At 66.0% G+C, this 26,107-nt stretch carries 28 protein-coding genes; 13 read left to right on the top strand and 15 right to left on the bottom strand.

What is annotated here, in order from left to right; all coding sequences use genetic code 11:
* Positions 1 to 74: 74 nt before the first annotated feature.
* Positions 75 to 1,133 (top strand): tetratricopeptide repeat protein, encoded by a 1,059-nt coding sequence (locus I8N54_RS08895; RefSeq protein WP_197097444.1) that lies wholly within the window; start codon positions 75 to 77, stop codon positions 1,131 to 1,133.
* On the opposite strand, the gene hpt is transcribed toward I8N54_RS08895, so the two are convergent.
* Positions 1,130 to 1,678: a hypoxanthine phosphoribosyltransferase gene (gene hpt, locus I8N54_RS08900; RefSeq protein ID WP_140192904.1), complete on the bottom strand. Its 549-nt coding sequence runs from the start codon at positions 1,676 to 1,678 to the stop codon at positions 1,130 to 1,132. The genes I8N54_RS08895 and hpt overlap by 4 nt on opposite strands.
* Before the next feature lie 270 nt (positions 1,679 to 1,948).
* Here hpt and I8N54_RS08905 point away from each other — a divergent pair, with 270 nt between their 5' ends.
* From I8N54_RS08905 to I8N54_RS08930, 6 genes are all read left to right on the top strand, one after another.
* The gene (locus I8N54_RS08905; RefSeq protein WP_140195520.1) at positions 1,949 to 2,392 is read left to right on the top strand and encodes a type II toxin-antitoxin system RatA family toxin; all 444 of its coding nucleotides are present in this window, start codon (positions 1,949 to 1,951) and stop codon (positions 2,390 to 2,392) included.
* 212 nt (positions 2,393 to 2,604) lie between these two features.
* Positions 2,605 to 3,981: a Trk system potassium transporter TrkA gene (trkA, locus tag I8N54_RS08910; protein WP_140192903.1), complete on the top strand. Its 1,377-nt coding sequence runs from the start codon at positions 2,605 to 2,607 to the stop codon at positions 3,979 to 3,981.
* Positions 3,981 to 5,498, top strand: a complete 1,518-nt coding sequence (locus tag I8N54_RS08915) for a TrkH family potassium uptake protein (protein ID WP_140192902.1) — start codon at positions 3,981 to 3,983, stop codon at positions 5,496 to 5,498. The genes trkA and I8N54_RS08915 overlap by 1 nt, the downstream gene beginning before the upstream one ends.
* 128 nt (positions 5,499 to 5,626) lie before the next feature.
* Entirely contained in the window at positions 5,627 to 5,860 is a 234-nt protein-coding gene (gene hfq, locus I8N54_RS08920; RefSeq protein ID WP_140192901.1) for an RNA chaperone Hfq, read from the top strand.
* Positions 5,857 to 7,146, top strand: coding sequence for a GTPase HflX (gene hflX / locus I8N54_RS08925; protein ID WP_140192900.1), 1,290 nt, complete (start codon positions 5,857 to 5,859; stop codon positions 7,144 to 7,146). Before hfq ends, hflX begins: the two co-directional genes overlap by 4 nt.
* A gap of 47 nt (positions 7,147 to 7,193) precedes the next feature.
* Positions 7,194 to 7,595, top strand: coding sequence for a DUF2177 family protein (locus I8N54_RS08930; protein ID WP_140192899.1), 402 nt, complete (start codon positions 7,194 to 7,196; stop codon positions 7,593 to 7,595).
* A 4-nt stretch (positions 7,596 to 7,599) separates the two neighbouring features.
* On the opposite strand, the gene I8N54_RS08935 is transcribed toward I8N54_RS08930, so the two are convergent.
* Positions 7,600 to 10,071, bottom strand: a complete 2,472-nt coding sequence (locus I8N54_RS08935; protein ID WP_140192898.1) for a penicillin acylase family protein — start codon at positions 10,069 to 10,071, stop codon at positions 7,600 to 7,602.
* Positions 10,072 to 10,164: 93 nt separating this feature from the next.
* On the opposite strand from I8N54_RS08935, the gene I8N54_RS08940 reads away from it, so the two are divergent.
* Positions 10,165 to 11,043, top strand: coding sequence for an NAD(P)-dependent oxidoreductase (locus tag I8N54_RS08940; RefSeq protein ID WP_140192897.1), 879 nt, complete (start codon positions 10,165 to 10,167; stop codon positions 11,041 to 11,043).
* Positions 11,044 to 11,045: 2 nt separating this feature from the next.
* Here I8N54_RS08940 and I8N54_RS08945 read toward each other — a convergent pair whose 3' ends face one another.
* The 13 genes from I8N54_RS08945 to I8N54_RS09005 all read right to left on the bottom strand — a co-directional run bounded on the left by I8N54_RS08945 (position 11,046) and on the right by I8N54_RS09005 (position 21,315).
* Positions 11,046 to 11,603 carry a dienelactone hydrolase family protein gene (locus I8N54_RS08945; protein WP_140192896.1) on the bottom strand — a complete coding sequence of 186 codons (558 nt, stop codon included), beginning with the start codon at positions 11,601 to 11,603 and terminating at the stop codon, positions 11,046 to 11,048.
* A gap of 110 nt (positions 11,604 to 11,713) precedes the next feature.
* A complete protein-coding gene (typA, locus tag I8N54_RS08950) occupies positions 11,714 to 13,534 on the bottom strand; it encodes a translational GTPase TypA (RefSeq protein WP_140192895.1) in 1,821 nt (606 codons plus the stop codon).
* 116 nt (positions 13,535 to 13,650) lie between these two features.
* Entirely contained in the window at positions 13,651 to 14,535 is an 885-nt protein-coding gene (locus I8N54_RS08955) for an alpha/beta hydrolase fold domain-containing protein (RefSeq protein ID WP_140192894.1), read from the bottom strand.
* 52 nt (positions 14,536 to 14,587) lie between these two features.
* Complete coding sequence (locus tag I8N54_RS08960) at positions 14,588 to 14,917, bottom strand: DMT family transporter (protein WP_140192893.1); 330 nt, start codon at positions 14,915 to 14,917, stop codon at positions 14,588 to 14,590.
* Positions 14,918 to 14,949: 32 nt separating this feature from the next.
* Complete coding sequence (locus tag I8N54_RS08965; RefSeq protein WP_140192892.1) at positions 14,950 to 15,558, bottom strand: YitT family protein; 609 nt, start codon at positions 15,556 to 15,558, stop codon at positions 14,950 to 14,952.
* The gene (locus I8N54_RS08970; RefSeq protein ID WP_232790454.1) at positions 15,558 to 16,172 is read right to left on the bottom strand and encodes a YitT family protein; all 615 of its coding nucleotides are present in this window, start codon (positions 16,170 to 16,172) and stop codon (positions 15,558 to 15,560) included. Before I8N54_RS08970 ends, I8N54_RS08965 begins: the two co-directional genes overlap by 1 nt.
* Before the next feature lie 43 nt (positions 16,173 to 16,215).
* Complete coding sequence (locus I8N54_RS08975; protein WP_231592392.1) at positions 16,216 to 17,097, bottom strand: DMT family transporter; 882 nt, start codon at positions 17,095 to 17,097, stop codon at positions 16,216 to 16,218.
* Positions 17,098 to 17,206: 109 nt separating this feature from the next.
* A complete protein-coding gene (locus I8N54_RS08980) occupies positions 17,207 to 18,421 on the bottom strand; it encodes an NADP-dependent isocitrate dehydrogenase (RefSeq protein ID WP_140192889.1) in 1,215 nt (404 codons plus the stop codon).
* A gap of 94 nt (positions 18,422 to 18,515) precedes the next feature.
* Positions 18,516 to 18,803, bottom strand: coding sequence for a DUF3817 domain-containing protein (locus tag I8N54_RS08985; RefSeq protein ID WP_140192888.1), 288 nt, complete (start codon positions 18,801 to 18,803; stop codon positions 18,516 to 18,518).
* Complete coding sequence (locus tag I8N54_RS08990; RefSeq protein ID WP_140192887.1) at positions 18,800 to 19,936, bottom strand: HD domain-containing protein; 1,137 nt, start codon at positions 19,934 to 19,936, stop codon at positions 18,800 to 18,802. The genes I8N54_RS08985 and I8N54_RS08990 overlap by 4 nt, the downstream gene beginning before the upstream one ends.
* A gap of 55 nt (positions 19,937 to 19,991) precedes the next feature.
* On the bottom strand, positions 19,992 to 20,429 hold the full coding sequence (locus tag I8N54_RS08995) for a hypothetical protein (RefSeq protein ID WP_140192886.1): 438 nt from the start codon (positions 20,427 to 20,429) through the stop codon (positions 19,992 to 19,994).
* Positions 20,426 to 20,650 (bottom strand): hypothetical protein, encoded by a 225-nt coding sequence (locus I8N54_RS09000; RefSeq protein ID WP_140192885.1) that lies wholly within the window; start codon positions 20,648 to 20,650, stop codon positions 20,426 to 20,428. The genes I8N54_RS08995 and I8N54_RS09000 overlap by 4 nt, the downstream gene beginning before the upstream one ends.
* A gap of 11 nt (positions 20,651 to 20,661) precedes the next feature.
* Positions 20,662 to 21,315 carry an alpha/beta hydrolase gene (locus tag I8N54_RS09005; protein ID WP_140192884.1) on the bottom strand — a complete coding sequence of 218 codons (654 nt, stop codon included), beginning with the start codon at positions 21,313 to 21,315 and terminating at the stop codon, positions 20,662 to 20,664.
* Between the two features lie 150 nt (positions 21,316 to 21,465).
* Between I8N54_RS09005 and iscR the strand changes: the two genes are divergently transcribed.
* The 5 genes from iscR to I8N54_RS09030 all read left to right on the top strand — a co-directional run bounded on the left by iscR (position 21,466) and on the right by I8N54_RS09030 (position 26,098).
* The gene (gene iscR, locus I8N54_RS09010; protein WP_140192883.1) at positions 21,466 to 21,930 is read left to right on the top strand and encodes a Fe-S cluster assembly transcriptional regulator IscR; all 465 of its coding nucleotides are present in this window, start codon (positions 21,466 to 21,468) and stop codon (positions 21,928 to 21,930) included.
* Positions 21,931 to 22,041: 111 nt separating this feature from the next.
* Positions 22,042 to 23,085, top strand: a complete 1,044-nt coding sequence (locus I8N54_RS09015; RefSeq protein ID WP_140192882.1) for a cysteine desulfurase family protein — start codon at positions 22,042 to 22,044, stop codon at positions 23,083 to 23,085.
* A gap of 14 nt (positions 23,086 to 23,099) precedes the next feature.
* Positions 23,100 to 24,644, top strand: a complete 1,545-nt coding sequence (gene sufB, locus I8N54_RS09020; RefSeq protein WP_140192881.1) for a Fe-S cluster assembly protein SufB — start codon at positions 23,100 to 23,102, stop codon at positions 24,642 to 24,644.
* 36 nt (positions 24,645 to 24,680) lie between these two features.
* Positions 24,681 to 25,472, top strand: coding sequence for an FkbM family methyltransferase (locus tag I8N54_RS09025; protein WP_140192880.1), 792 nt, complete (start codon positions 24,681 to 24,683; stop codon positions 25,470 to 25,472).
* Positions 25,473 to 25,507: 35 nt separating this feature from the next.
* Positions 25,508 to 26,098, top strand: coding sequence for a hypothetical protein (locus I8N54_RS09030; RefSeq protein ID WP_232790455.1), 591 nt, complete (start codon positions 25,508 to 25,510; stop codon positions 26,096 to 26,098).
* The last annotated feature ends 9 nt before the right edge of the window (positions 26,099 to 26,107 follow it).

Genomic DNA, 26,107 nt, shown 5'->3' on the forward strand with positions numbered 1-26,107 from the left:
ACTTGCCAAGCTGAAAGCCCGCTGGCTAGGCTCAGGGCCATAAATTCTTTGTTCAGACATTTTGGATTATGACCATGACCCGCTTTTCGGCTTCCGTCTTCCTTGTCCTGTTATCCAGCGCTGCGCCCGCGCAGGACGCGCCCGGCACGCTCCTCTCCGACGGTCAGGTTGAGGATCGGGCCGTCGCCGAAACCCACGATGCACCGACCACGGTCGGGATCGACAGCGACAGCCTGCTGCCCTTCGCCGATGCAGAGGGCGAAGCGGCCGAGGGGCGGGCGCTGTTCATCGCGGGCGACCATGCCGCGGCGCTCACCCTGCTGATGCCTTTGGCGGAGGCCGGCAACCCGGTCGCGCAGAACATCGTCGGCGTCGCCTACACCGAGCCGAGCGGCGACCTCGGCCTCGATTACGATGCACAGGCGGGGTTCGATCTGCTGCTCGCCTCGGCGGAGCAAGGCTATCCCCGTGCGATGAACAATCTCGCCGTGATGTACGAAGAGGCGCACGATGGAATCGGCGCCGACCGGACCGAGCGGTTCGGCTGGTTCCTGAAGGCGGCGGAAGCAGGCTACGAGGACAGTTTCCGAACCGTGGCGGAGGCTTACGCCAATGGCGACGGTGTGGCAACGGACGACGACGCGGCGTTCGCGTGGGCGTCTCGCGCATTCGCCGAGGTCGGCGATGCCGATGCGACTTACCTGATGGGCGACATGCATTATTTCGGCATCGGCACTCCGCCGAACTACGGCAAGGCCTACGGCTATTTCGTCGACGCCGCTGCTGGTGGCCATGTCGAGGCGATTTATTCGCTCGGGTACATGACGCTATACGAAGAAGGGGTACCGTCGAACCCGCCGGCGGCGTGGATGATGCTGGAGAGCGCGGCGCAGGACGGCAGCCTCGACGCTCTGTCGGAGCTCACGCTCATGGCCGGATCCGGGCGGTGGGCCGGTTATTGGGAAAGCGATGTCGCCGCTCGGGGCTACTGCCTTGCGCTCGACAGCGCCGACTATCTTGCCGAACTCGGCGCGGACAGCGAGGTCACCCAGTTGTGCGGGGGCCTTGCCGGGACGTTGTCCAGCGCGGATGAAAGCGCAGCGAAGGCCATCGCGCAGGATTTTGCGGACTAGGCGTCGTCGCCGGTGAAGCGGACCTTGCCGATGAAGGGCAGGTTGCGATTGCGCTGGGCGTAGTCGATCCCGTAGCCGACTACGAACTCGTCGGGAATCTCGAAGCCGGTCCAGTCCGCCTTGAAGTCGACTTCCCGCCGTGCGGGCTTGTCGAGCAGCGCGATGGTGCGCAGCCGGGCCGGGGCGCGGGTGGCGAGGTATTCGGTCACGCGGGCGAGCGTGTGGCCGGTGTCGACGATGTCCTCGACGACGAGAACGTCCCGGCCGCCGATTTCGCCCCGCAGGTCCTTCAGGATCCGCACTTCGCGCGAGCTTTCCATCGAGTTGCCGTAGGACGACGCCTCGAGGAAGTCGACTTCGACCGGCAGGTCCAGTTCGCGGACGAGGTCGGCGATGAAGACGAAGGAGCCGCGCAGCAGTCCGACAACGATCAGCTGTCCGGTATCGCGGAATTCGCCCCTGATCTCGCGGGCGAGCGCCTCGATCCGGGCGGCGATGGCCTTGGCCGAGATCATTTCATCGATAGCGTAGTCTGGCTTCGGCATGACGCCCTCCCTTGTCGCGCCGCAACATAAGCGTCGCGAGGCGCTTGTCACGGGGCCGTGTGCGGCTTCGCTCATGGCAGCGCGACGATCCAGCTTTCCGTTAGGGCATGGGGCAGCGGGCTGCGGGAGGCTGTTGCAGGTGGATTTCGCAGGCGGCCTGCGGATCGCAAGAGCCGGAATCGGGCGGATCTGGCGCTGACCCCTTGTCTCCGCCTCGCGTTGCACGACATGAAAAGCACCATCGTCCCCGAGGAGCCGCCGACCAGTCCCATGCCGAAGCACCACGAAACACGCGTTCTGCCCTACACGCCGGAACAGATGTACAACCTCGTCGCCGACGTCGAATCCTACCCGGAGTTCCTGCCCTGGACCGCCGCCGCGCGCGTCCGAAGCAAGGAAGAGAAGGACGGCGCGGAGGTGATGCTCGCGGACCTCGTGATCTCGTTCAAGGTGTTCCGGGAGCGGTTCGGCTCCAAGGTCACGCTGCACCCCGCCGATTACGTGATCGACACGGAATATATCGACGGCCCCTTCCGCTACATGGAGAGCCGCTGGCGGTTCGAGGATGATCCGGGCGGCTGCAAGGTCAGCTTCGACGTGGATTTCGAGTTCAAGAACAGGTTGCTGCAGGGTGCGGCTGGCATGTTCTTCAATGAGGCGATGCAGCGCATCGTCCGCGCCTTCGAACGTCGGGCGGGGCAGCTCTACGGGTAAGGGCTGCGGGATCAAGGATCGGCCGGGCCCGTTCTGAAACGCAGGACCTGCGGAACGCAAAGTGGGCCTTGGCCTCTCTACCGGGCAGATCCCTCTGGCAGGGCTTTCACACGGATCGCGTCAGGCGTAGATTGTGCCGCGCGGACAGGCGATTGACCGGGGCGACCGGCCCTGTCACATGTCGGTGCCGTGGACCCTGAGAGAGGAATTCCATGAAGGTCATCATCTGCGGGGCGGGTCAGGTCGGCTGGCAGATCGCCCGGCATCTCTCGGGAGAGCGCAACGACGTCACGGTCGTGGACAACAATCCCGACCTCGTGCGCCGCGCGACCGATACCCTCGACGTGCAGGGCATCGCCGGCTTCGCCTCCTACCCGGACGTGCTCGACGCCGCGGGCGCTCGAGACGCCGACATGATCATCGCCGCGACCCATTCGGACGAGGTGAACATGGTCACCTGTCAGGTCGCGCACTCCGTTTTCGCCATCCAGCGCAAGATCGCGCGTCTGAGGGCGCAGAGCTACCTCGACGCGATCTACTCCGATCTCTACCGCCGCGATCACATGCCGATCGACGTGGTGATCTCGCCCGAACGCGAAGTGGCCGAGGCTGCGTTGCAGCGCCTCGCCGCGCCGGCGGCGTTCGATACCGAGCAGTTCCTCGACGGGTCGGGCACGCTGCTCGGCATCCAGATCGACGAGGATTGCCCGGTGGTGAACACGCCGCTGAGGCAGTTGACCGACCTGTTCTCGACCCTGCGTGCGATCGTCGTCGGGCTGCGCCGTGACGGGCAGCTCTTCGCGCCCGCGCCGGGAGACCAGATCTTCCCCGGCGACAGCGCCTATGTCTTCGCCGCGACCGAAGACGTGAACCGGACGCTCGATATCTTCGGCAAGGAACAGCGCAAACAGGAGCGGATCGTCGTCATCGGCGGCGGCAACGTCGGGCTTGCCGTGGCCAAGGCGCTCGAGGCGCGGACGGACCGCGTGCGGGTCAAGGTGATCGAGCGCGACCGCAAGATCGCCGAACGCGCCGCGGACGAGCTGGAACGCACCATTGTTCTGAACGGCGACGGGCTCGACGCATCGCTGCTGGAAGAGGCCAACATTTCGCGCGCGGACGCCGTGCTGGTCGTCACCGATGACGACAAGACGAACCTGCTGGCGGCCGTGCGGGCCAAGGGGCTCGGCTGTCCGATGGCGATCTGTCTGACCAACGACCCGAGCCTTGTGCCGCTGATGGGGCCGCTGAACATCGACGCCTACATCAACCCGCGCGCCACGACCGTCAGCTCGATCCTGCGCCACGTCCGTCATGGACGGGTGCGTGGCGTCTACTCGATCGGCGACGCCGAGGCCGAGGTGATCGAGGCGCAGGTCCTGTCGACCTCGCCGATCTCTGGCCAGCGGATCCGGGACATCGAGATGCCGGAGGGCGTATTGGTGGGCGGGATCATCAAGAACGGCAAGTACGTCAAGCCGACCGGTGACACCCGGATCGAGGAAGGCGACCTCGTCGCGCTGTTCGCGATGTCGCCGGATGTGCCGGAAGTCGAGCGTCTGCTCCAGGTCTCGATCGACTTCTTCTGATGCCCGAGGCGCGTCTCTCCCGGCAGCCGCTGTTCGTCGTACTGATGTGGTTCGCCGCCGGTGCCATGCTGGTGCCGGCCGCGCATGCGCTCGCCGCCGAAAGCTACGTGGAGCTGCGCGCCTTCCTGTTCGGCAGTTTCCTTGTCTTCATCGGGTCGGGCATCGTCGCGCTGACCCTGCGAGGACGTCACCCGGACGAAAGCGCCTTCGTCCAGCTTGCCACCTTGCTGGCGGCGATGGTGGTGCTTCCGGCCGTCTTCGCGGTGCCGTTCCTGATGGCACGGCCGGTCGAAACGACCGTCTTCGACGGCTGGTTCGAGATGCTGTCGTCCTTCACGACGACCGGTGCGACGCTCTGGCCGGATCCGCAGGACCTGTCGGAGACGCTGCACCTCTGGCGCGGCGTGGTCGGCTGGCTCGGCGGCCTGCTGATGTGGGTCGCGGCGATGGCGATCTTCGCGCCGCTGAACCTCGGCGGGTTCGAGGTGCGGGCGAGCTACGGCACATCTGCCAACGTCAGCAGCTTCTCGCAGCTCGACCGGCAGGCGGGGCCCTACGAGAGGCTCGACCGTTACTTCTCGCAGCTCGCGCCGATCTACGTGGCGATGACGTTCGTGCTGACCTTCGGGATGATCCTGTCGGGCCAGTCGTCCTACCACGCGTTCTGTCACGCGCTCGCCGTCATGTCGACGTCGGGCATTTCGCCTGTCGGCGGTCTGTCCTACGCGGGTGGCGGGGTGATCGCCGAAGTGCTGGTGTTCCTTTTCCTCGGCCTTGCCCTGTCGCGGCGCACCTACGGCAAGGTCCTGCCGGGCGAGATCACTTCGTCAGTGCGGAACGACCACGAGTTCCGGCTTGGGCTTCTCATCATCGCGGTGAGCTCGGCCACGCTTTTCGTGCGCCACTGGATCGGCAGCGTCGACGGCACGACCCCGGGCAATGCGCTCGCCGCTGCCTGGGGCGCGATATTCACCGTCACCTCGTTCCTGACGACGCTCGGTTTCGCCTCGCAGCACTGGACCAGCGCGACGCTCTGGTCGGGGCTCGAGACACCCGGCCTCGTCCTGATCGGACTCGCCATCTTCGGCGGGGGTATCGGCACGACTGCGGGCGGGGTGAAGCTGTTGCGGGTCCATGCGCTCTACCAGCATGGGAAGCGCGAGATCGAGCGGCTGGTGCATCCGTCCTCGGTCGGCGGCGCGGGGTCCGACGCGCGCCGGATCCGACGCGAGGGCGCCATGATCGCCTGGGTCTTCTTCATGCTGTTCGCGATGTCGCTGGCGCTGCTGATGCTGTGCCTGTCGGCCACCGGCGTCAGCTTCGAGGATTCGATGGTGCTCGCCGTCGCCTCGCTCACCAACTGCGGCCCGCTGGTGCGGATCGGTGCGGAGACGCCGATCGCCTATGCCCAGCTGTCCGAGCTGGCGCAGGGCATCCTCGCTGCGGGCATGGTGATGGGACGGCTGGAGCTGCTCGCGATCATCGCGCTGCTCAACCCCGATTTCTGGCGCGGGTAGAACATAACAGGAAAAGGGCTGGAAAGTCTTGATTGCGCAAGACATACTCCCTGCGCGAGGGACGGGAGCCAGACGGGTTGCCGGCAACAACACATAAATAAGACGACGTAAGAACAAAGGGTTGAGCGATGGCTGCCGACAAGCAGAACCTTCAGGACGCGTTCTTGAACCATGTCCGGAAGACGAAGGTTCCGGTTACGATTTTCCTGATCAACGGTGTGAAGCTTCAGGGTGTCATCACCTGGTTCGACAGCTTTTGCGTGCTTCTGCGCCGGGACGGTCAGTCGCAGCTTGTCTACAAGAGCGCGATATCGACGATAATGCCGTCGCAGCCGATCAGCCTGTATGAAGGCGAAGATTGACGACCGAAGAGACTGAGGACCTTAAGGCGGGACCGACCCGCGCTTTCGTCCTGCATCCAGACATACGCACGCGTGAGCGCCGTCGTGATGCGACGTCAGCGCTGGAGGAAGCCGTGGCGCTTGCCGTCGCGCTCCCCGACCTGGAAGTCGTGGGAGCCGAGGTCGTGCGTCTGCGCGAGGTCCACGCCGGCAAACTGTTCGGCACCGGCAAGATCGAGGAGCTGAAGCAGCGCATCAAGGCCGAGGAGGTCGAGCTGGTGCTGGTCGACGGCCCCGTGAGCCCGGTGCAGCAGCGCAACCTCGAAAAAGCGTGGGACGTGAAGCTGCTCGACCGCACCGGGCTGATCCTCGAGATCTTCTCGGACCGTGCGGCCACTCGCGAAGGCGTTCTGCAGGTCGAGATGGCCGCGCTGACCTATCAGCGGACGCGGCTCGTGCGGGCCTGGACCCACCTCGAACGGCAGCGCGGCGGACTCGGCTTCGTCGGCGGTCCCGGCGAGACGCAGATTGAAGCGGACCGTCGCGCCATCGACGAACAGCTCACAAGGCTTCGCAAGCAGCTGGAGAAAGTGGCCAAGACCCGGACGCTGCACCGCGCCTCGCGGGCGAAGGTGCCGTTCCCGATCGTCGCGCTCGTCGGCTACACGAACGCCGGCAAGTCGACGCTGTTCAACCGCCTCACCGGGGCCGACGTCATGGCGAAGGACATGCTTTTCGCCACGCTCGACCCGACGATGCGGAAGGTCGAGCTGCCGTCCGGCCTCGAGGTCATCATGTCCGACACGGTGGGCTTCATCTCGGACCTGCCGACCGAACTGGTCGCCGCGTTCCGCGCCACGCTGGAAGAGGTGCTGGACGCGGACCTGATCCTGCATGTGCGCGACATCTCCCACGAGGAGACGGAAGAGCAGGCCGAAGACGTGGTCGGCATTCTCTCCGGTCTCGGCGTCGCGCAGGAAACGCCGGTGATCGAGGTCTGGAACAAGATCGACGTGCTCGGCCCCGACGCCCGCGAGGCTCTTGAGACGCTGGCGAGCCGCCGTCCGGACGTCCACGCGGTCAGTGCACTGACGGGCGAGGGGCTCGAGCCGCTTCTGACCCACGTGTCCTCGCTGGTGAGCGAGCCGCGGACGCAGGAAGTCGTCACGCTCGACCATGCCGACGGCCGCAGGCGGGCCTGGCTGTTCGAGCAGGGCGTCGTCACGCAGGAGCGGCGTGGCGAGACCGGGAGCGAGCTTGCCGTGGACTGGACGGCCCGGCAGAAGGCGCGGTTCGAAAGGTTGTGATCCATCCCCGGTGCCGGGGCGTATCGCTGGGGTAAGGAGAACCCCACATGAGCCTCGCCCTGTTATACGTCGCCACCGCCCTGATCTTCCTCATAGCCGATGGCGCCATGCTTTCGGGAGTGATGCGCCCCCTGTTCGAGCAGCATCTCGGGAGTGAACTGCGGGAGAATATCCGCATGGCACCCGCAATCATCTTTTACATGGCCTACGTCGGCATCCTGATCTGGTTTGTGTCGTGGCCGGCACTTCAGAACAACACGTCGCTCGTCACCGTAGCCTTCAACGCGGCGCTGCTCGGCTTCTTCGCCTACGGCACCTATGAATTCACGAGCTTCGCCGTGATGAGCCGCTGGCACTGGACCATGGTCGCGACCGACCTTGCGTGGGGCACGGTGCTGACCGCCGGGTCCGCCGTTCTCGGCGTGACGACCACCCGCGCGCTCACCTGACGGCCTAGTCTGCCGGTGTCTCGGGCAGCAACTCGGTGATCCCGACCGCGCCCCCGCGTGCTAGCGCGGGGTCGAGGGACATCGGGATATATTCGCCCCGACGCCACAGCTCGCCCAGATCGTCGTAATAGCGCGACAGGGGGTGGCCGGACTGACCGGTCGAGGTCACGAAGACCGAGCTGTCGGGATCGGCGAAATCGTAGATGCCGCGATAGACGGCGGCGTGCACGTTGCTGAACGGCTCGTCGCCGATACCCGAGGTCTGCCCCCGCATCAGCGTGAAATCCCCGCCCGACGTGGACTGGCGGATATTGACGAACCAGCGCAGCACCGCCAGCGAACCGAGCGCCTGATGGTCATGCTTGGCCTGGTGGGCATCTCCCCAGCGGAGCGTCTGGAGATCGTCGCCGTAGGTTTCCCCGATCCAGACGAGCGCGTCGTCCAGCGCTTGGCGACTGATGTCCGTGCAGGATTCCACCGGCGCGGATTGCTGCACGTCGCACCAGCGGCTCGCCCCCCCGATGTCGCGGAAGACGCGCTCGATGAAGAGCGGTTCGACGTGGATATATTCCTCCGCCAGCGGGCCGAGCTCGTCGCGGATCAGCCGGTCCTGCAGCGCGCGCAGCCACGCGGCGTAGATCAGCGGCTCGGGGAGATGTTCGTTCATCTCGCCGTTCCAGTCGGCGAGCAATTGCAGCGCGATCTGTCGCTGCCGCTCGGGCGTCCCCTCGGGCGCGGATTCGCCGGTGTACCAGAGATCGGCGCCGATCAGCGCCAGCAGGGACTGGGCGGTGTAGCTGACGGTGTCGAGCTGCGCTTCCATGAAGCTCTCGCGGGTGTGGACTTCGCGCGATTGCATCAGCCGGCGCCAGCGCTGCACCCGCTGGCTGTCGCCCCACCAGTAGGAGACGTGGCGCGGGAAGGGCGCGTTGAGGATCTTGTTGTTGGTATGGCCGAGGATGCCGCCCTCGGGCTCGATCCACTCGGGGTTCTCCTCGGGCGGGAACATGCCCTGCCAGCGGTTCTCGGCGACGTAGCCGGGAGTCGGCAGGCGACCCAGGCTCTGGTGGCCGGGATCGCGGCGAGGCATGGCACCGATCAGGCGCATCGCGATGCGGTTACGGTCGGCGACGGTCAGCATCTGCGCTGGCGCCACGAACTGGTGGGACGCCTCGAGCGCCTCTTCGATATTGTGGGCGCGCATCAGCGCGATCCCGGCCGACATGGTCGTGTCGGCGTCGCTCAGCGCCGTCCAGTTCAGTGTCGTCACGTGGCCCGGTGGCCGGATCGCGGAGAGGTCGAACTGGTCGGGCGGCAGGACCGGCCCGTTCTCCGTCCAGGACAGGCGCAGGGTGCGCGCCGGGCCGTCCTTCACCAGCACAATGCTGTCGCGGGTCTCGAACTCGGCCCAGCCGTCAGGCGTCCGATATTCGGTCGCATCCGCCGGGTTCACTTCCTCCATATGCAGGTCGGCATCGTCGAGATAGGCGGAGGTGATGCCCCAGCCGAGGTCGGCGCTCCGTCCCGACAGGACCAGCGGCACACCCGGAATGGTGGCGCCGATCACGCCGCCCGACTGCAGCTCGAGCCGGGCGAGGTAGAAGATCGACGGAGCCGACAGGCCGAGGTGCGGGTCGTTGGCGAGCAGCGTGGAGCCCGTGGCAGAGCGTGAAATTCCCGCCGCCCAGGCGTTCGACGCGCCGGCGAAGTCGGCCGGCGGCACAGGATAGTAGGGATCGGTGATCTCGGGATCGCTCGCGGCATAGCGCGGGCTGTCGGGGAACAGCGCGCCATAGCGGGGCAGGGCGGCGATACCCCGGCCGGGCGCGTTCGGCATCAGATCCTCGAGCCAGTCGTCCTCCAGCAGACGCGAGGCGCGGGCCCGCAGCACTTCCTGCCGCAGATGCCCCGAAAGCTGGAGGGCCATCAGCTTCACGATCGCGATGGAATCAGCCGGCTGCCACGGCGCGATCGGGTGCGAAAAGAGCCACATCTCGGGCGCGCCGCGACCGCGTGCGCCCTCGTTTACCTGGCCGAGCCATGCGTTCACCCCGTCGGCATAGGCTTCGAGTGCCGAGCGCGTCGCGGCGTCCTGTACCTGCACCGACCGGACCGACAGGTTGTAGAGGTCGAGCCGCCGCAGCAGCGTGTCGGTCTGCAGGGTCCGTTCGCCGAACAGCTCCGACAGGCGGCCCTGCGCGGTCCGGCGCAGGATCGTCATCTGCCACAGCCGGTCCTGCGCATGAGCATAGCCGAGCGCGTAGAAGACATCCGGATCCGTCGCGCCGAAGATGTGGGGCACGTTGGAATTGTCGCGCACGATCTCGACCGGCGCATCTATTCCCGCCACCTCGTAGGTGCCGTCGTAGTCGGGCAGCGACCGGGAGGCGAAGTAGTAGGCCAGCGCGAACGCCGCGACACCGAAGACGAAAAGGCCCGTCGCGATACGCAGGAGCCAGCGGAAGGCAAAGACCATGTGTGCTCCTGACGAGCCAGGGCTGTTGACCGGACGCGCCGGTCGGTTAGGTTCGGCCCCTGTTCTACACAGCCGCAACGGAGGGACAAGCCAATGGCGAAAGTGGCGTTTCTGGGACTCGGCGTCATGGGCTTCCCCATGGCCGGCCACCTGGCCGAGGCCGGGCACGAGGTGACGGTCTACAACCGCACGTCATCCAAGGCTTCCGACTGGGCGGACAAGTACAAGGGACGCGTCGCGGCGACCCCGGCGGAGGCCGCCGAGGGTCAGGATTTCGTGATGGCCTGTGTCGGCAACGACGACGACTTGCGGTCGGTCTGCGTCGGCAAGGACGGCGCGCTCGGCGCGATGCGACCTGCGTCGGTCTTCGTGGACCACACCACCGTCTCTGCCGAAGTGACGCGGGAGATGTTCGCCGCCGCGAACGAACGGCAGGTCAGTTTCGTCGACGCGCCCGTGTCGGGGGGGCAGGCGGGGGCCGAGAACGGCCAGCTCGTCGTGATGTGCGGCGGCGATCAGGGGGCCTACGACCGGGCGGAGAAGATCATCGCCTCCTATGCCAAGCTTTGCCGTCGCCTTGGCGACAGTGGCGCGGGTCAGCTTTGCAAGATGGTGAACCAGATCTGCATCGCGGGCCTCGTCCAGGGGCTGTCCGAGGGGCTGAACTTCGCCGACAAGGCGGGTCTCGACGGGCGCGCGGTCGTCGAGGTGATCGGCGGCGGCGCGGCCGGGTCATGGCAGATGAACAACCGCTACGAGACGATGATCGACGACAAGTTCGACCACGGCTTCGCGGTGGACTGGATGCGCAAGGACCTCGCGATCTGCCTCTCCGCGGCCGAAGAAGTCGGCGCGAGCCTGCCGGTCACCGCGCTCGTCGACCAGTTCTACAAGGACGTGCAGAAGATCGGCGGCGGCCGTTGGGACACGTCGTCGCTTATCAAGCGGCTCAGGGCGCTCGATCCGGAGTGAGGTTAGAGCGCGCTTAGGAAGGCAAGGCAACGCTCGCGGCAGAGCCGATCCGCCTCCGCGCCGTAGTCGGGCAGGCTTTCGTCGAGAAAGTAGTGCCCGACGTCCTCGTAACGAAAGACGTCGAGGCGGGCACCGGGATTGTCGGCCTCCCAATCCTCGAACACCGATTCCTCGTCGAACGGTTCGGGCTTGGCCGCGTGCATCTGCACCGGCGTCCCGGCCGCATGTGACACCCACGGCGCGGGCCCGGCGAGGAACAGGATGCCCTTCGCCTCCGGCAGGGTTTCCCACGCGCGCGACGCCATGCCGGCGCCCATCGAGACACCCGCCAGGACCGAATCTGTCGGCACTTCGCCCGCCCCCTTCAGCGCGCGGGCAGACACTTCGTCGAGCGTGATGTCGCGCAGGATTGCGAAGCCGTCGTCGTAGGTTTCCGCCGTCCGGCCATCGAACAGGTCGGGCAGCGTCACTTTGTGACCGGCAGCGCGCCATTTATCGGCGAGACCGTGTTCGACGGGTCGTAGTCCGAGGACGGAATGGAAGAGTAGGATATGAGCCATGAAGAACCTCCGGCGCGCGTTTGTTCGCCTTACGTTCTCATCATGGCAGGTTCCGCAGGCGGATCAAGCGCGGTGACGACTCACCGCGCCTGATGCCGGATTTCCGCCGCTCAGCTGGCGGCGCGGGACTGACGCTTGCGCTCGTGCGGGTCGAGGAAGCGTTTGCGCAGACGGATCGAGTTCGGCGTGACCTCGACCAGTTCGTCGTCGTCGATGTAGGCGATGGCCGCTTCGAGGCTCATCTGCACCGGCGGCGTAAGGCGGACGGCCTCGTCCGTGCCGGAGGCGCGAACGTTGGTCAGCTTCTTGCCCTTGAGCGGGTTCACCTCGAGGTCGTTCTCACGGCTGTGCTCGCCGATGATCATGCCCTCATAGACCTGCTCCTGCGCGCCGATGAACATCTTGCCGCGCTCTTCGAGGTTCCAGAGCGCATAGGCCACGGACACGCCGTTCTCCATCGAGATCAGCACGCCCTGACGACGGCCCTGGATCGGGCCCTTGTGCGGGGTCCAGCCGTGGAAGATGCGGTTGAGCACGCCAGAGCCTCGCGTGTCGGTCAGGAATTCACCGTGGTAGCCGATGAGACCGCGCGAGGGCACGTGCGCCACGATGCGGGTCTTGCCGGCGCCGGCGGGCTTCATCTCGGCGAGGTCGCCCTTGCGGGGGCCGGTCAGCTTCTCGATCACGGCGCCGGAATATTCGTCGTCGACGTCGATCGTGACTTCTTCCACCGGCTCAAGCCGCTGGCCGTCCTCTTCCCGGAGGATCACGCGCGGGCGGGAGATCGAAAGTTCGAACCCTTCGCGGCGCATGTTCTCGATCAGGACGCCCATCTGCAGTTCGCCGCGACCGGAGACTTCGAACGCTTCGCCACCGGGGGTGTCGGCGATCTTGATCGCGACGTTGGTCTCGGCTTCCTTCATCAGTCGCTCGCGGATGACGCGGGACTGCACCTTCTTGCCGTCACGGCCCGCCAGCGGCGAATCATTGATGCCGAAGGTCACGGTGATGGTCGGCGGGTCGATCGGCTGCGCGGGCAGCGGCATGTCGATGGCCGGGTCGGCGATGGTGTCGGCGACGGTGGCCTTGGCCATGCCGGCGATGGAGACGATGTCGCCCGCGATCGCTTCGTCGATGGGCTGCTGGCTCAGGCCGCGGAAGGCGAGGACCTTGGAGACGCGGAAGCTCTCTACCTTCTCGCCCGTGCGGGACAGCGCGTTCACGGTCATGCCGGCGCGGAGCGTGCCACTTTCGACGCGGCCGGTCAGAAGACGGCCGATGAACGGGTCCGCGCCCAGCGTCGTTGCCAGCATCCGGAACGGCTTGTCGGCCGAGGCCGCCTGTTTCGGGGCCGGCACATGCTCCATGATCAGGTCGAACAGGGCGGAGAGGTCCTTGCGCGGACCGTCGAGTTCGGTGTCCGCCCAGCCGGAACGGCCGGAGGCGTAAAGGTGCGGAAAGTCGAGCTGATCCTCGTCCGCATCAAGCGCGGCGAACAGGTCGAACACTTCGTCGAGCGCCCGGTCGGGCTCTGCGTCGGGCTTGTCGACCTTGTTGAGCACCACGATCGGGCGCAGGCCGAGGGCGAGCGCCTTGGAGGTCACGAACTTCGTCTGCGGCATCGGCCCTTCGGCGGCGTCCACCAGCAGCACGACACCGTCGACCATCGACAGGATGCGCTCGACCTCGCCGCCGAAATCGGCGTGGCCAGGGGTGTCGACGATGTTGATGCGCGTGTTGCCGCGCTCGACGCTCGTCGCCTTGGCGAGGATGGTGATCCCGCGCTCGCGCTCGAGGTCGTTGCTGTCCATCGCCCGTTCGGCGACCGACTGGTTCTCCCGGAAAGCACCGGATTGCTTGAGAAGTTCGTCGACGAGCGTGGTCTTGCCGTGGTCAACGTGCGCGATGATCGCGATATTGCGAAGGTCCATGAAAATCTGCCCAAGAGAGGAGTTGGGCGGGCCATACAATGCAATCGCAGCAAAAGCTAGCCCGCATGGCGACATGCGGCCTTGCGTGTCACGCCGGGTCTCGCGCCGCGCCGGTCTCAGGCGTCTAGCGTCGTCCGCAGGAAGCGGCCCACCTCGCTCACCGTCTGGTGCGCGGGCGTATAGAGGCCGGTGTAGTGGGCGAAGCCGTGCGGCACGCCGGGGATCACCGCGCGGTCGACCGGCACGTCGGCTTTCCGCAACAGCGCGTCCAGCCACGCGCCGTCGTCGCGGAGCGGATCGAGCGCGGCATCCCGGATGATCGTCGGCGGAAGGCCGGAGGCGTCCATTCCAGACAGGTCGCCATAGGGGCTGCCGTCCGTCTCTCCGACATAGAGCGACCAGTAGTCCCGCATCTTCGCTGTCGTCAGCCCGAAAGTGCCATCGCCGAGCTCCCGATGGCTGTCGGTGTCGAACTCCCGCCGGAAGCAGCCGTAGAACAGGCCGAGCGCCGCGGGCATCGGACCCTTGTCGTCCCGAAGCCGCAGCGCAAGGCCGAGCGCGAGGTTCGCCCCGGCGCTGTCGCCTGCAACTGCCCAGGGACCCGGCTCGGCGGAGGTGCGCTCCCGCACCAATGTCTCCAGCATGTCGAGCGCGCCGGGGTAGGGGGATTCGGGGGCAAGCGGATAGTCCGGACCGACGACCACGGTGCCGCTGGTCGCGGCGAGGTCGGTCATGATCGCGCCGTGCGTGGTGCTGCTGCCGAGCACCCATCCCCCGCCATGCAGGTAGAGCGTCCAGCCCTTCGGCTCCTCCGGACGGTGGACTGCACCGTGAGAGTCGCGCGTGATCTCCACCTTGTCCGCGTGCCAGCCCGCGAGGTCGACCAGCACCCGGTCCCGCTCGCGTCGCATCCCGGCGATCCCGTCGGCGGTGAAGGGCAGTTCGGGGGTGGCGTAGGGGGCGCTCGCGGCCTGGTAGGCGGGGTCGACGCTCGATGTCATGGCTGGTGTGCTCCTCCGTTGTGGCGAACGCTAGGCGCGCACCGGGAGGCGGTCAATGCGTGGCGCTGCCCGAAAACAGGTGGATCACGAGGATACCCGACAGGATCAGCCCGATGCCGATCACCGCCGGCAGATCGAGACGCTGGTTGAAGACCAGAAAGCCGATCCCCGCGATGAACACGATGCCGAGCCCCGACCAGATCGCATAGACGATCCCCACCGGCATGACCCGCAGCGCCAGCGCCATCAGGTAGAAGGAGATGCCGTAGCCCACCACGACGATGGCCGAAGGCAGGGGCCGCGTGAACTGCTGGCTGGCCTGCAGGGCGGTTGTGCCGATGGTCTCTGCCAGGATCGCGAGGAGAAGGTAGACATAGTGCATGCCGCATCCGCTACTCCCTCGGCGAGGGGGGCTCAAGTGGCGATGTAGCGGTCCCTGCGGTGGTTGAGCGCGATGACCAGATTGACCACGACGGCCCCGATCAGCGACTGCACCACCTGCAGCGGCGGCAGCACGAAGGCGGCGACGAGGAACAGGCACAGGTCGAAGCCAAGCTGCACCCAGCCGGCCTTTATGCCGACATTGTCCTGCAGGTAGAGCGCGAGGATCCCGACCCCGCCGAGCGAGCCGCCGTGCCGGAAGATGATGAGCAGTCCGGTCCCGGTGATGAGGCCGAACATCACCGCGCCGAGCCAGGCGTTCAGAGTCTCGAATGTCACGAGCGGCCCCATGACTTCCGAGAAGATCGACAGCAGTGCGACCGACGCGAAGGTCTTCAGCGTGAAGCGCAGGCCCATCCGGCGATAGCCGAGCCAATAGAACGGCAGGTTAACGACGAAGAACACCGCCCCGAAGGACCAGCCCGACAAGTAGGAGATCAGCACGGCGAGGCCCGCCGTCTGCCCGGTGACGAGGCCGAGCGACGTCAGCATCTGTAGCGCGAAGGCGCAGAGCGCGGTGCCCGCGAGAAGCCCCTGCGCATCTTCAAGTGGCGTATGCTTGCGACTCGTGTAGGTGTCCATCAGTCGGCGATATACCTGTCGCGCCGGTGATTGAAGGCGATCACGCCGTTCAGGATCACCGCGCCGAACAGCGAATAGGCGACGACCCGGAACTCGAACAGGAACAGGGCGACGAAGAACAGCAGCCCGTCGACGGCAAGCTGGACGTAGCCCGCCCGGATGCCGAGCCGGTCCTGCGCCAGCAGCGCGATGACTCCGAGCCCGCCGAGCGACCCCTTGTGACGGAACACGCCGAGCAGGCCGAAGCCCGTCAGTACGCCGAAGACGATCACGCCGAGCACCGGGTTCAGGTACTCGAACCGGATGCCGAGCGGCAGCACATCGACCAGCACCGACAGCAGTGCCACGCAGGCAAAGGACTTGATCGTGAACTCCCGTCCCAAGCGTCGCCACGCGAGGACGTAGAACGGCAGGTTCACGAGGAAGAAAACCACGCCGAACGACCAGCCCAACAGGTAGGCGATGATGAGCGCGAGCCCCGCCGTCTGGCCGGTCAGGAACCCGAGGTGCTGCAGGAAGGTCAGCCCGACTGCCGCGGCGAGCAGGCCGATGGTCAGACCCTGCGCGTCCTCGACGGACGTGTGGCTCTGGCGGTATTCCGAAGGGATCGGCATCGCGGCTGGCATGGCCGAACGATGAGACAGGATTGCTGACCTGTCAACGGATCCGTCGCGGCACGCTCGCCGGGGTGAGCGAGACGATGAGAAGGCCGGCAAGGATCATCGCGACTCCGAACGTGGTGCGCAGGGTGACGGGTTCGCCCACCAGCAGCGTGGCGAGCAGCCACGCGGTCACCGGCTCGGCCAGCGCCAGCGTCACAGCTGTCGAGGCCATGACCCGCGTCAGGCCCCACGTGTAGAAGACATAGGACAGTCCCGTCGCGCCGACGCCGAGGAACAGCAGCGTGGCGATGTCGGCGCTGCCCGCGATCCAGTCCAGCGGCAGGATCACCAGCGCGGGCAGGGTGACGAGCGCCGCGACGCTGAAGGTCGACGCAGCGAGCGTTACCGACGGCACGCGCCCGCCAACCCGACTGGTGGCAAGCGAGTAGGCGGCGTAGCAGGCGCCGGATCCGAGCGCGAGCAGGATGCCGGTCAGCGAGCTGCCCGCGACACCGCCCGACAGGCCGAGGAGCGCGACTCCGCCGATCGACACCGCCTGACCGGCGAGCCGAGCCGGACCGGGCCGGACACGCAGGGCCAAAGCCTCGTAAGCCGCGGTCCAAATCGGGGCGCTGCCGATGGTGACGGCAGTGCCGATGCCGACCCCAGCTTCGGAGACCGCTCGGAAGAACAACAGGTTGTAGCCTGCAATTGCCACGCCCGCGAACAGGACGCCCCGCCACGGCAGGTGCCTCGCGGCGCGACGCGCCGCCGGGCTCGCAGCGGCGAGCGCCAGAAGGAACAGCGCACCGACCAGCAGCCGGATGGCCCCGACCGCCAAGGGCTCCCGGCCTTCGGGCAGCAGCGTCTGCAGCGTGCCCGTCGTGCCCCAGAGCACGGCGGCGAGGATCACCGAGAGGATGCCGATCGATCGCACCGTGCGTGGTCTCCGGTCTTTGCCAACGAGGCCTGTGTCAACGAGGCCTGCGCCAATGAGAAAGGGCGGCATCGCTGCCGCCCTCCCGTCGAATACAGGGCCGTCGGCGTTAGCCGCCGAGCGCCTTGTTCAGGTTCTCGTCGACTTTCTCAAGGAAGCCCATGGTGGTGAGCCACTTCTGGTCGGGGCCGACCAGCAGCGCGAGGTCCTTCGTCATGAAGCCGCTCTCCACGGTGTCGACGATGACCTTCTCGAGCGTTTCGGCGAAGTTCTGCAGCTCGGCGTTGTCGTCGAGCTTGGCGCGGTGCTTCAGACCACCGGTCCAGGCGTAGATCGAGGCGATCGAGTTGGTCGAGGTCTGCTCGCCCTTCTGGTGCTGGCGGAAGTGGCGGGTGACGGTGCCGTGCGCGGCCTCTGCCTCGACGATCTTGCCGTCGGGCGTCATCAGCTGCGAGGTCATCAGGCCGAGCGAGCCGAAGCCCTGCGCGACGGTGTCGGACTGCACGTCGCCGTCGTAGTTCTTGCAGGCCCAGACGTAGCCGCCGGACCACTTCAGCGAGGCTGCGACCATGTCGTCGATCAGGCGGTGCTCGTACCAGATCTTCGCCTTCTTGAACTCTTCCTCGAACTCTTCCTCGTAGACCTTCTGGAAGATGTCCTTGAAGCGGCCGTCATAGGCCTTGAGGATCGTGTTCTTTGTCGACAGGTAGACCGGCCAGCCAAGGTTGAGGCCGTAGTTCAGCGACGCGCGGGCGAAGTCGTAGATCGAGGCGTCGAGGTTGTACATGCCCATGGCGATGCCGGCGTCGGGCGCGTCGAAGACCTCTTTCTCGATGACGGTGCCGTCCGCGCCTTCGAACTTCATCGTCAGCTTGCCGGCGCCGGGGAATTTGAAGTCGGTCGCACGGTACTGGTCACCGAAGGCGTGGCGGCCGACGACGATCGGCTTGGTCCAGCCGGGGACGAGGCGGGGAACGTTCTTGCAGATGATCGGCTGGCGGAAGATGACGCCGCCGAGGATGTTGCGGATCGTGCCGTTGGGCGAGCGGTACATGCGCTTGAGGCCGAATTCCTCGACGCGCTGCTCGTCCGGCGTGATCGTGGCGCATTTCACGCCGACGCCGATTTCCTTGATCTTCTCGGCGGCATCGACCGTGATCTGGTCGTCCGTGTCGTCGCGGGCCTCGATGCCGAGGTCGTAGTAGAGCAGGTCGATGTCGAGATAGGGCAGGATCAGCTTCTGCTTGATGAAGTCCCAGATGATCCGGGTCATCTCGTCGCCGTCGAGCTCGACGACGGGGTTCTCTACCTTGATCTTGGTCATGCGGTCCTCCGGGTTTGGACGAAATATGTCTTGCGGGCGCCATAGCGCATCGGGCGGCCTTCGGGAAGTGCTGTATACGAAGGTATACGGACGGTCAGAGCACGGCGCGCCGCCGCAACCAGTGATCGTTCAGGAAACCGAGCACGGGCACGAAGGCGCCGACGAACAGAAGCGCGCCCCAGCGTACTCCGACGACCCGCGCAAGGAGCGAGAGGACCAGCACCGCGACGAACGCGAGGAAGGCGATACCGTGCATCATGCCAACCACGGAGGTCGGGCCCGGGATGTCCGCCCAGTATTTCAGCGGCATGGCGACGAAAAACAGCAGGACGAGCGTCACGGCTTCGACCAGCATGGAGAGACGGAGGAGTCGGGCGATCATTCTGCGGGAGCCTTCCCTTCGGGGCTGAACCAGTCTTCGACGGCGGGCCGGAGCGCCTCCCACACTGCCGGCAGACCGAGGCGTATCTTCGAGGCCACCCGCGCCTCAAGCCGGTCGATTGTCACATCGTACTCGATCCAGGAGCCGCCGCCGCATTCGAGGTTGGCCATGACCGGCTGAACGCGGTCCACCGACTTGGCGAAGATCGCGTCGTCGCTCGCAGCCGCCTCGAACTCGTCCCAGAGGGCACGAAGGTTCGTACCCTGATCCTCGGGTAGCATCCCGAAGAGACGGTCGGCGGCCGCCTGTTCCTTGGCCTCCTGAAGGGCGGGGTCGTGATTGCCGTGGACCGGCGCATCGCCGGCGTCGATCTCGACGAGGTCGTGCAGGATCAGCATTTTGAGGGCCCGTGCCGGGTCGGAATCGGTGACGGAATGTTCTCCGAGCACGATGGCATAGAGGGCGAGGTGCCACGAATGCTCCGCCGAGTTCTCGCGCCGCGATCCGTCGAAGATCGTCGTGCCGCGCAGCACCGTCTTCAGCCGGTCGGCCTCGGCGAGGAAGCGCAGGCGCGCCCCGAACGGCTGGGGCGGGCTGACGCCTTTGCGGTCGAGCAGGGACATGGCGTAGTCGTGCGCCTCTGGCCAGTCGTCGCGCATCAGCGCGGCACGTCCGATGGTCAGCAGGTGGCGCAGGATCTCGCGGTCCCGTTCGGTCTGGTCCGGATTGAACAGCTCCTGGAACGCCGGCTGCAGCGTATCGAGCATCCGCACGTAGCGGGCTTCGGGCGACTTGCCCTCTGCGAACTCGGTCCAGACGGCGTGGAAGCTCGCCCCCTGATCGGCGGGCAGCAGCGCGAACAGCCGTTCGACCGACGTGGCCTCGTCCGGGCTCTGCTCGGTGCCGTCAATCTCGACCAAGTCGTGCAGCAGGCACATCATCAGCGCGCGATCGAGGTCGGTGTCCTCGGGCGCGGCGTCGGCGAAGATCATCGCCCAGAGCGCGAGGTGCCAGGAATGTTCGGCGGCATTCTCGAACCGGGAGCCGTCCATCAGCACGTTGGGACGATCGACGCGCTTCAGCCGGTCCACCTCCACGAGAAAGGCGAGCTGTTCGGCAAGGCGGTCGGTCATGGGGGTGCTCCGGTAATCGCGTTCTGAATAGACCCGATCCGCACCGGAAAGGAAGTCACCCTGCCGAGAACTGCGACTTCATGCGGCTGCCGGGCGGACGCGCGACGCCATCCTTCAGGAGCTTGTCGAAGAAGCTCGCGTCGGGGAAACCATCCCACGGATAGAGACCGTGCACAGCGTTCAGGAACGCCTCGATCACGGCCGGTTCCTGCTTGGGGGTCGGCAGGCTGAGGAGTCGGCTGCGGGTGCGGACGTAGTCGGGAAGGCCGTCGTAGCCGATCACCGTCCACTCGCCCTTCATGAAGGGGTCGGCGTCGGTCGGGATCTCGGCGATCACCTCGGACGCGGCGAGGCCGGCGACACGATCGTCACGACGCAGCGACAGCAGCAGACAGACCTCGTTGCCGGGTTCGACGCGCGACACCTGTCCGATCGCGTGACCGCCGTCGAGCAGCGGAATGGTGAAGATATCGGCCTCTTCGGGCGCGCTCATTCCTCGAGCCCGCCCTTCTGCTCGATCTCGCGCAGCAGGTCGCGGGCACGGCGTTCGGCAAGCAGAACGCGGATCGCGGTGCGGAACGCTTCCTCCGTGGTCTGGGAGGAAGCGCCGAGCGACTTCGCGATCTCCTCGTGGAGGCGCGGCTCGCCCAGCTTCTCCATCACCTGAATCACGTCTTCGGCGAGCCGGTTGGCGACCTCTTCGGAGAACGACATCCCCTGGCTCCTCAGCGCGTGTTCTCGGTCAGGCGGCGGCGGACGTAATCGGACACGCTGCCGATCATCGTCTCCATGTGCGGATCCTCAAAGAAGTGTCCCGCACCCTCGACCTGCTCGTGGGTGATGGTGATGCCCTTCTGCTCGTGCAGCTTGCCAACCAGCGTGTTGGTGTCCTGCGGCGGCGCGACCCGGTCGCCCGAGCCGTTGATGATGAGGCCGGAGGAGGGGCAGGGGGCGAGGAACGAGAAGTCGTACATGTTCGCCGGCGGCGAGACCGAGACGAAGCCGGTGATCTCGGGGCGGCGCATCAGTAGCTGCATGCCGATCCAGGCGCCGAACGAGAAGCCGGCGACCCAGCAGTGTTTCGCGTTCGGGTTCATCGACTGCAGGTAATCGAGCGCGGAGGCCGCGTCGGACAGTTCGCCGACGCCCTGGTCGTACTCGCCCTGGCTGCGGCCGACGCCCCGGAAGTTGAAGCGCAGCACCGTGAAGCCGATGTTGTGGAAGGCATAGTGCAGGTTATAGACGACGCGGTTGTTCATCGTGCCCCCGAACTGCGGGTGGGGGTGCAGGATGATCGCGATCGGCGCGTCCCTGTCCTTCTGGGGATGGTAACGTCCTTCGAGCCGACCCTCGGGGCCGGGGAAGATAACCTCGGGCATTGTTCGCCTTTCGTCGGCTTCCGGTAAAACTTGACTCTTTTACTCGGCTTGCTTTAGAAGTGTTCTAATTTCCTCCGTCCGGAGGTATAGCGGAAGTAAACAGGGCTGCAGGCGCCGTCAATGGCAGCCGAATCCGGATGGAGTGAAGCGATGAAACTCAGCACCAAAGGGCGATACGCGATGGTCGCGCTCACCGACCTTGCCTTGCAGCCGGGGGACGGGCTGACGACTCTGGGCGAGATCTCGCGCCGGCAGGACGTATCGCTGCCCTATCTCGAGCAGCTTTTCGTCAAGCTGCGCCGGGCCGGACTGGTCGAGAGCGTGCGCGGTCCCGGCGGCGGCTACCGCCTCGCGCGGCCCGCCGCGGAGATCCGGGTGTCCGACATCCTCGGCGCCGTGGACGAGACGGTGAGCGCGATGCACAAGGGCGCCGGGGCCTCCGGCGGGCTGTCCGGCTCGCGGGCGCAGTCGCTGACGAACCGGGTCTGGGAAGGGCTGTCGGCACAGGTCTACGTCTTCCTGCACCAGACGCGACTTTCGGACGTGGTCGCCAACGACCTCGCCCCCTGTCCGGCCGTGCCGAACCTGTTCGAGGTGGTCGATGAGCCGGGCTGATTGGCCGTGGCCGGGCCCTGAAGGCTTGAACGGGGCAATGCCTGCGCCGACAGGGTCTGACTGGCCCATGAAGACCCAAGCAATTTGCAGCCCAACGAAGGGCAGGGCGCCGTGACCAGAACCTACCTCGATTTCAACGCGACATCGCCGCTGCGCGCCGAAGCGCGGGACGCGATGGTTGCCGCATTCGACCTGGTCGGCAATCCGTCCTCGGTGCACTCCGAGGGCCGGGCGGCCAAGGGGCTGCTCGAGTCGAGCCGTGCAGCCGTGGCCGAGGCCGTCGGTGCTTCGAACGCCGACGTCGTCTTCACCTCCGGCTCGACCGAGGCGGCGGCGCTGGCGCTGGCCGGTCGGGCCCTGGCCGCCGCGCCGATCGAACATGATGCCGTCTGGTCCTGGGCGGGTGAGGCGCTGCCGGTCGATGCCGACGGGCTTGTGAGCGTAGCCGAGCCCGACGGCGCGACCTTGCAGTTCGCCAATTCCGAGACGGGGGTCCTGCAGGCCCTGCCGCAGGGGCTTGCTGTGTCGGACATCACTCAGGGTTTCGGCCGGGTGCCGTTCGCGTTCTCGTGGTCCGGCGTCGGCATGGTCTTCCTGTCCGCACACAAGTTCGGCGGTCCGAAGGGCGTCGGCGCGCTGGTCTTTCCGCAAGGGACCGACCTTGCCGCGCAGATCAGAGGGGGCGGGCAGGAGATGGGCCGACGCTCGGGAACGGAGAACCTCGCCGGCATCGCCGGGATGGCCGCCGCGGCGACCGCGGCGCAGCGGGACCTTGCCGACGGCGTCTGGGATCGAGTGGCCCAACTTAGAAATATTCTAGAAAATGCCATTGCGGCTGGCAGCGATGAGACTATTTTTGTCGGGAAAGCTGCCGACCGGCTGCCGAATACGAGCTGTTTCGTCACGCCCGGCTGGAAGGGCGAGACGCAGGTCATGACGATGGACCTCGCCGGTTTCGCGATCAGTGCGGGCAGCGCCTGTTCCAGCGGCAAGGTGAAGGAAAGCCGGGTGCTGCGGGCCATGGGATACGACGCCGATACCGCCGGCAGCGCCATCCGGGTCTCTCTGGGACCGACGACGACGGAAGACGAGGTCCTGCGGTTCGCAGAGGCCTGGACCGCCAAACTGAGACGACACCGCGCCCGAGCGGCGTGAGGAAGGACGAGAACATGAGCGCACTGGACAATCCCCCCGTCACCGACGTGAAGGAAGGTGTCGACGAGGATACGGTCGAGGCCGTCCGCAAGCTTTCCGGCAATTACAAGTACGGCTGGGAAACCGACATCGAGATGGACTACGCCCCCAAGGGCCTGTCCGCCGACATCGTCGGCCTGATCTCGTCCAAGAACGACGAGCCGGAATGGATGACCGAGTGGCGGATGCAGGCGTACAAGCGCTGGCTCGCCATGGAAGAGCCCGACTGGGCGATGGTCGAATATCCCGAGATCGACTTCCAGGACCAGTATTACTACGCCCGTCCGAAAAGCATGGAGACCAAGCCCAAGTCGCTGGACGAGGTCGATCCCAAGCTGCTCGAGACCTACCAGAAGCTCGGCATCCCGCTGAAGGAACAGATGATCCTCGCAGGGGTCGAGGGTGCCGACCAGATTGACACGCCCGAGGACAATTCCGAGCGCAAGGTCGCCGTGGACGCGGTGTTCGATTCCGTTTCGGTCGGCACGACCTTCCAGAAGGAGCTCGAGAAGGCCGGTGTCATCTTCTGCTCGATCTCGGAGGCGATCCGCAATCACCCCGAGCTGGTGAAGAAATACCTCGGCTCCGTCGTGCCGCAGGGTGACAATTTCTACGCGGCGCTGAACTCGGCCGTCTTCTCGGACGGCTCGTTCGTCTATGTGCCGCCGGGGGTGCGCTGCCCGATGGAGCTGTCGACCTACTTCCGCATCAACGCCGAGAATACCGGCCAGTTCGAGCGCACGCTCATCATCGCCGACAAGGGCTCCTACGTGTCCTACCTCGAGGGCTGCACCGCGCCGCAGCGTGATACCGCGCAGCTGCACGCTGCGGTCGTCGAGATCGTCGTCGAGGAAGACGCCGAGGTGAAGTACTCCACTGTGCAGAACTGGTACCCCGGCAACGAAGAGGGCAAGGGCGGCATCTACAACTTCGTCACCAAGCGCGCGGACTGCCGCGGCGACCGGGCGAAAGTGATGTGGACCCAGGTCGAGACGGGCTCCGCCGTCACCTGGAAATATCCGTCCTGCATCCTGCGCGGCGACGACAGCCAGGGCGAGTTCTACTCGATCGCGATCACCAACAACTGGCAGCAGGCCGACACGGGCACCAAGATGACCCACCTCGGCAAGCGGACGCGGTCGCGCATCGTCTCCAAGGGGATCTCGGCCGGACAGGCGCAGAACACTTACCGGGGTCTCGTCTCGATCCACCCGAAGGCGGACGAGAGCCGGAACTACACCCAGTGCGACTCCCTGCTGATCGGGGACAAGTGCGGAGCCCACACGGTTCCCTACATCGAGGTGAAGAACAACTCGTCCCGGGTGGAACACGAGGCCACGACGTCGAAGGTCGACGACGACCAGATGTTCTACTGCCGCCAGCGCGGCATGGACGAGGAAGAGGCGGTCGCCCTGATCGTCAACGGCTTCGCCAAGGAAGTGCTTCAGGCACTGCCGATGGAGTTCGCGATGGAAGCGCAGCAACTGGTCGCAATCTCGCTGGAGGGATCGGTCGGCTGAGCCGACCGGCTGGCGATCGGAACCGGGAGTAACGCGATGGAGACGCAAGGCCCGTCGAGGGACCTTCATCCTGCCGTCGAACAGCGGATCGGCACCGGCGCGAGCTATCTCACGCCGCGCCGGTCGCGCGTTGTCATCTCTCGTTCGCATGAGCGGCCGGTCTATTTCACGGTGAACAACCGGAAGGACCGGATCCACGCCACGCACATGAAGGGGCTGTTCTACGAGCAGTCCCAGCTTCCCGTGATCCGGGACCACTTCCCCGAGGGCGGCGTGTTCGCCGATGTCGGCGCGAACGTAGGCAACCACTCGCTCTACATGCTGATGTTCGGCGGGGCGTCGAAGGTCATTCCGTTCGAGATGAACCCTGATGCGATCGACCTTTACCTCTCCAACATCTTCCTGAACGGCCTTCAGGACATGGTGGAACTCGATACCCTTGGCTACGGGCTTGGCGATCGGGTGACTGACAACGCCGCGGTCAGTTCTCCGCACAAGAACCTCGGCTGGGCGCGGGTCGATCTCGACGGTAGCGGGGACGTCCCGGTGCGAACCGGCGACAGCCTGCTCGACGGTCGCGCGGTGGACTTCATCAAGATGGACGTCGAGGGGATGGAGATCGCGGCGCTGCGCGGGCTCGAGAAGACCATCTCGTCCTGCCGCCCGGTCCTGTTCATCGAGGTCGACAACAAGAACCGCGATGCCTTCGAGGCGCTGATGGAAGACTGGTCCTACGAGGTGGTGCAGGCCTTCGGGCAAAGCCGCGTGAACCAGAATTTCCTGCTGAAGCCGGCGGAAAAGCCCCTGACCACGCGGGGCGCGCACTGATGGTGGCGCAGATGACGGAGTCACCGGGACCTGTCTTGGACCCGATTCAGCGTCCGAAGCTGACTTTGCCGGAGGCGGAGTCCGCGCTTCTGCAAGAGCGCTATGCGGAGGCGTCCGTCATCCTCGAGTACGGCGCCGGCGGCTCCACCGTCGTGGCGTCAGAGATGCCGGAAAAGACGATCTGGTCGGTCGAAAGCGATGCGGACTGGATCGACATGATGAACGTCTGGTTCGACGCCAACGAGGTCGCCTCGCGGCCGGTCCTGGTCCACGGCGACGTGGGCAAGGTGAAGAACTGGGGCATGCCGGTGAACAATGCCGCGCAAGCCCGGTTCGCGCGCTATCCGCTGGCGGTCTGGGACATGGACGGTTTTATGCAGCCGGACCTCGTTCTTATTGACGGCCGCTTTCGGGTAGGCTGCCTGCTGGCCTGCCTGTTTCGCAGCAAGGCGCCGTTGACCGTGCTGTTCGACGATTACGACAATCGCCCCGAATATCACGTGGTGGAGACATACGCGCAGAAGGTGGAGACCGTGGGCCGCATGGCGCGGTTCGAGATTACACCGCGCGCCATACAGAATGACGAGCTGCTCGAGGTGATCGGGCTGATGCAAAAGAAACGCTGAAAAGGCGGC

The organism is Pelagovum pacificum, from assembly GCF_016134045.1.
Lineage (GTDB): Bacteria > Pseudomonadota > Alphaproteobacteria > Rhodobacterales > Rhodobacteraceae > Oceanicola > Oceanicola pacificus_A.

What these genes read in the sequence shown, in the direction of transcription:
- I8N54_RS08895 (WP_197097444.1), top strand. Translation starts at nt 75, where the DNA reads ATGACCCGCTTTTCGGCTTCCGTCTTCCTTGTCCTGTTATCCAGCGCT.
- hpt (WP_140192904.1), bottom strand. Translation starts at nt 1,678, where the DNA reads ATGCCGAAGCCAGACTACGCTATCGATGAAATGATCTCGGCCAAGGCC.
- I8N54_RS08905 (WP_140195520.1), top strand. Translation starts at nt 1,949, where the DNA reads ATGCCGAAGCACCACGAAACACGCGTTCTGCCCTACACGCCGGAACAG.
- trkA (WP_140192903.1), top strand. Translation starts at nt 2,605, where the DNA reads ATGAAGGTCATCATCTGCGGGGCGGGTCAGGTCGGCTGGCAGATCGCC.
- I8N54_RS08915 (WP_140192902.1), top strand. Translation starts at nt 3,981, where the DNA reads ATGCCCGAGGCGCGTCTCTCCCGGCAGCCGCTGTTCGTCGTACTGATG.
- hfq (WP_140192901.1), top strand. Translation starts at nt 5,627, where the DNA reads ATGGCTGCCGACAAGCAGAACCTTCAGGACGCGTTCTTGAACCATGTC.
- I8N54_RS08930 (WP_140192899.1), top strand. Translation starts at nt 7,194, where the DNA reads ATGAGCCTCGCCCTGTTATACGTCGCCACCGCCCTGATCTTCCTCATA.
- I8N54_RS08935 (WP_140192898.1), bottom strand. Translation starts at nt 10,071, where the DNA reads ATGGTCTTTGCCTTCCGCTGGCTCCTGCGTATCGCGACGGGCCTTTTC.
- I8N54_RS08940 (WP_140192897.1), top strand. Translation starts at nt 10,165, where the DNA reads ATGGCGAAAGTGGCGTTTCTGGGACTCGGCGTCATGGGCTTCCCCATG.
- I8N54_RS08945 (WP_140192896.1), bottom strand. Translation starts at nt 11,603, where the DNA reads ATGGCTCATATCCTACTCTTCCATTCCGTCCTCGGACTACGACCCGTC.
- typA (WP_140192895.1), bottom strand. Translation starts at nt 13,534, where the DNA reads ATGGACCTTCGCAATATCGCGATCATCGCGCACGTTGACCACGGCAAG.
- I8N54_RS08955 (WP_140192894.1), bottom strand. Translation starts at nt 14,535, where the DNA reads ATGACATCGAGCGTCGACCCCGCCTACCAGGCCGCGAGCGCCCCCTAC.
- I8N54_RS08960 (WP_140192893.1), bottom strand. Translation starts at nt 14,917, where the DNA reads ATGCACTATGTCTACCTTCTCCTCGCGATCCTGGCAGAGACCATCGGC.
- I8N54_RS08965 (WP_140192892.1), bottom strand. Translation starts at nt 15,558, where the DNA reads ATGGACACCTACACGAGTCGCAAGCATACGCCACTTGAAGATGCGCAG.
- I8N54_RS08970 (WP_232790454.1), bottom strand. Translation starts at nt 16,172, where the DNA reads ATGCCGATCCCTTCGGAATACCGCCAGAGCCACACGTCCGTCGAGGAC.
- I8N54_RS08980 (WP_140192889.1), bottom strand. Translation starts at nt 18,421, where the DNA reads ATGACCAAGATCAAGGTAGAGAACCCCGTCGTCGAGCTCGACGGCGAC.
- I8N54_RS08985 (WP_140192888.1), bottom strand. Translation starts at nt 18,803, where the DNA reads ATGATCGCCCGACTCCTCCGTCTCTCCATGCTGGTCGAAGCCGTGACG.
- I8N54_RS08990 (WP_140192887.1), bottom strand. Translation starts at nt 19,936, where the DNA reads ATGACCGACCGCCTTGCCGAACAGCTCGCCTTTCTCGTGGAGGTGGAC.
- I8N54_RS08995 (WP_140192886.1), bottom strand. Translation starts at nt 20,429, where the DNA reads ATGAGCGCGCCCGAAGAGGCCGATATCTTCACCATTCCGCTGCTCGAC.
- I8N54_RS09000 (WP_140192885.1), bottom strand. Translation starts at nt 20,650, where the DNA reads ATGTCGTTCTCCGAAGAGGTCGCCAACCGGCTCGCCGAAGACGTGATT.
- I8N54_RS09005 (WP_140192884.1), bottom strand. Translation starts at nt 21,315, where the DNA reads ATGCCCGAGGTTATCTTCCCCGGCCCCGAGGGTCGGCTCGAAGGACGT.
- iscR (WP_140192883.1), top strand. Translation starts at nt 21,466, where the DNA reads ATGAAACTCAGCACCAAAGGGCGATACGCGATGGTCGCGCTCACCGAC.
- sufB (WP_140192881.1), top strand. Translation starts at nt 23,100, where the DNA reads ATGAGCGCACTGGACAATCCCCCCGTCACCGACGTGAAGGAAGGTGTC.
- I8N54_RS09025 (WP_140192880.1), top strand. Translation starts at nt 24,681, where the DNA reads ATGGAGACGCAAGGCCCGTCGAGGGACCTTCATCCTGCCGTCGAACAG.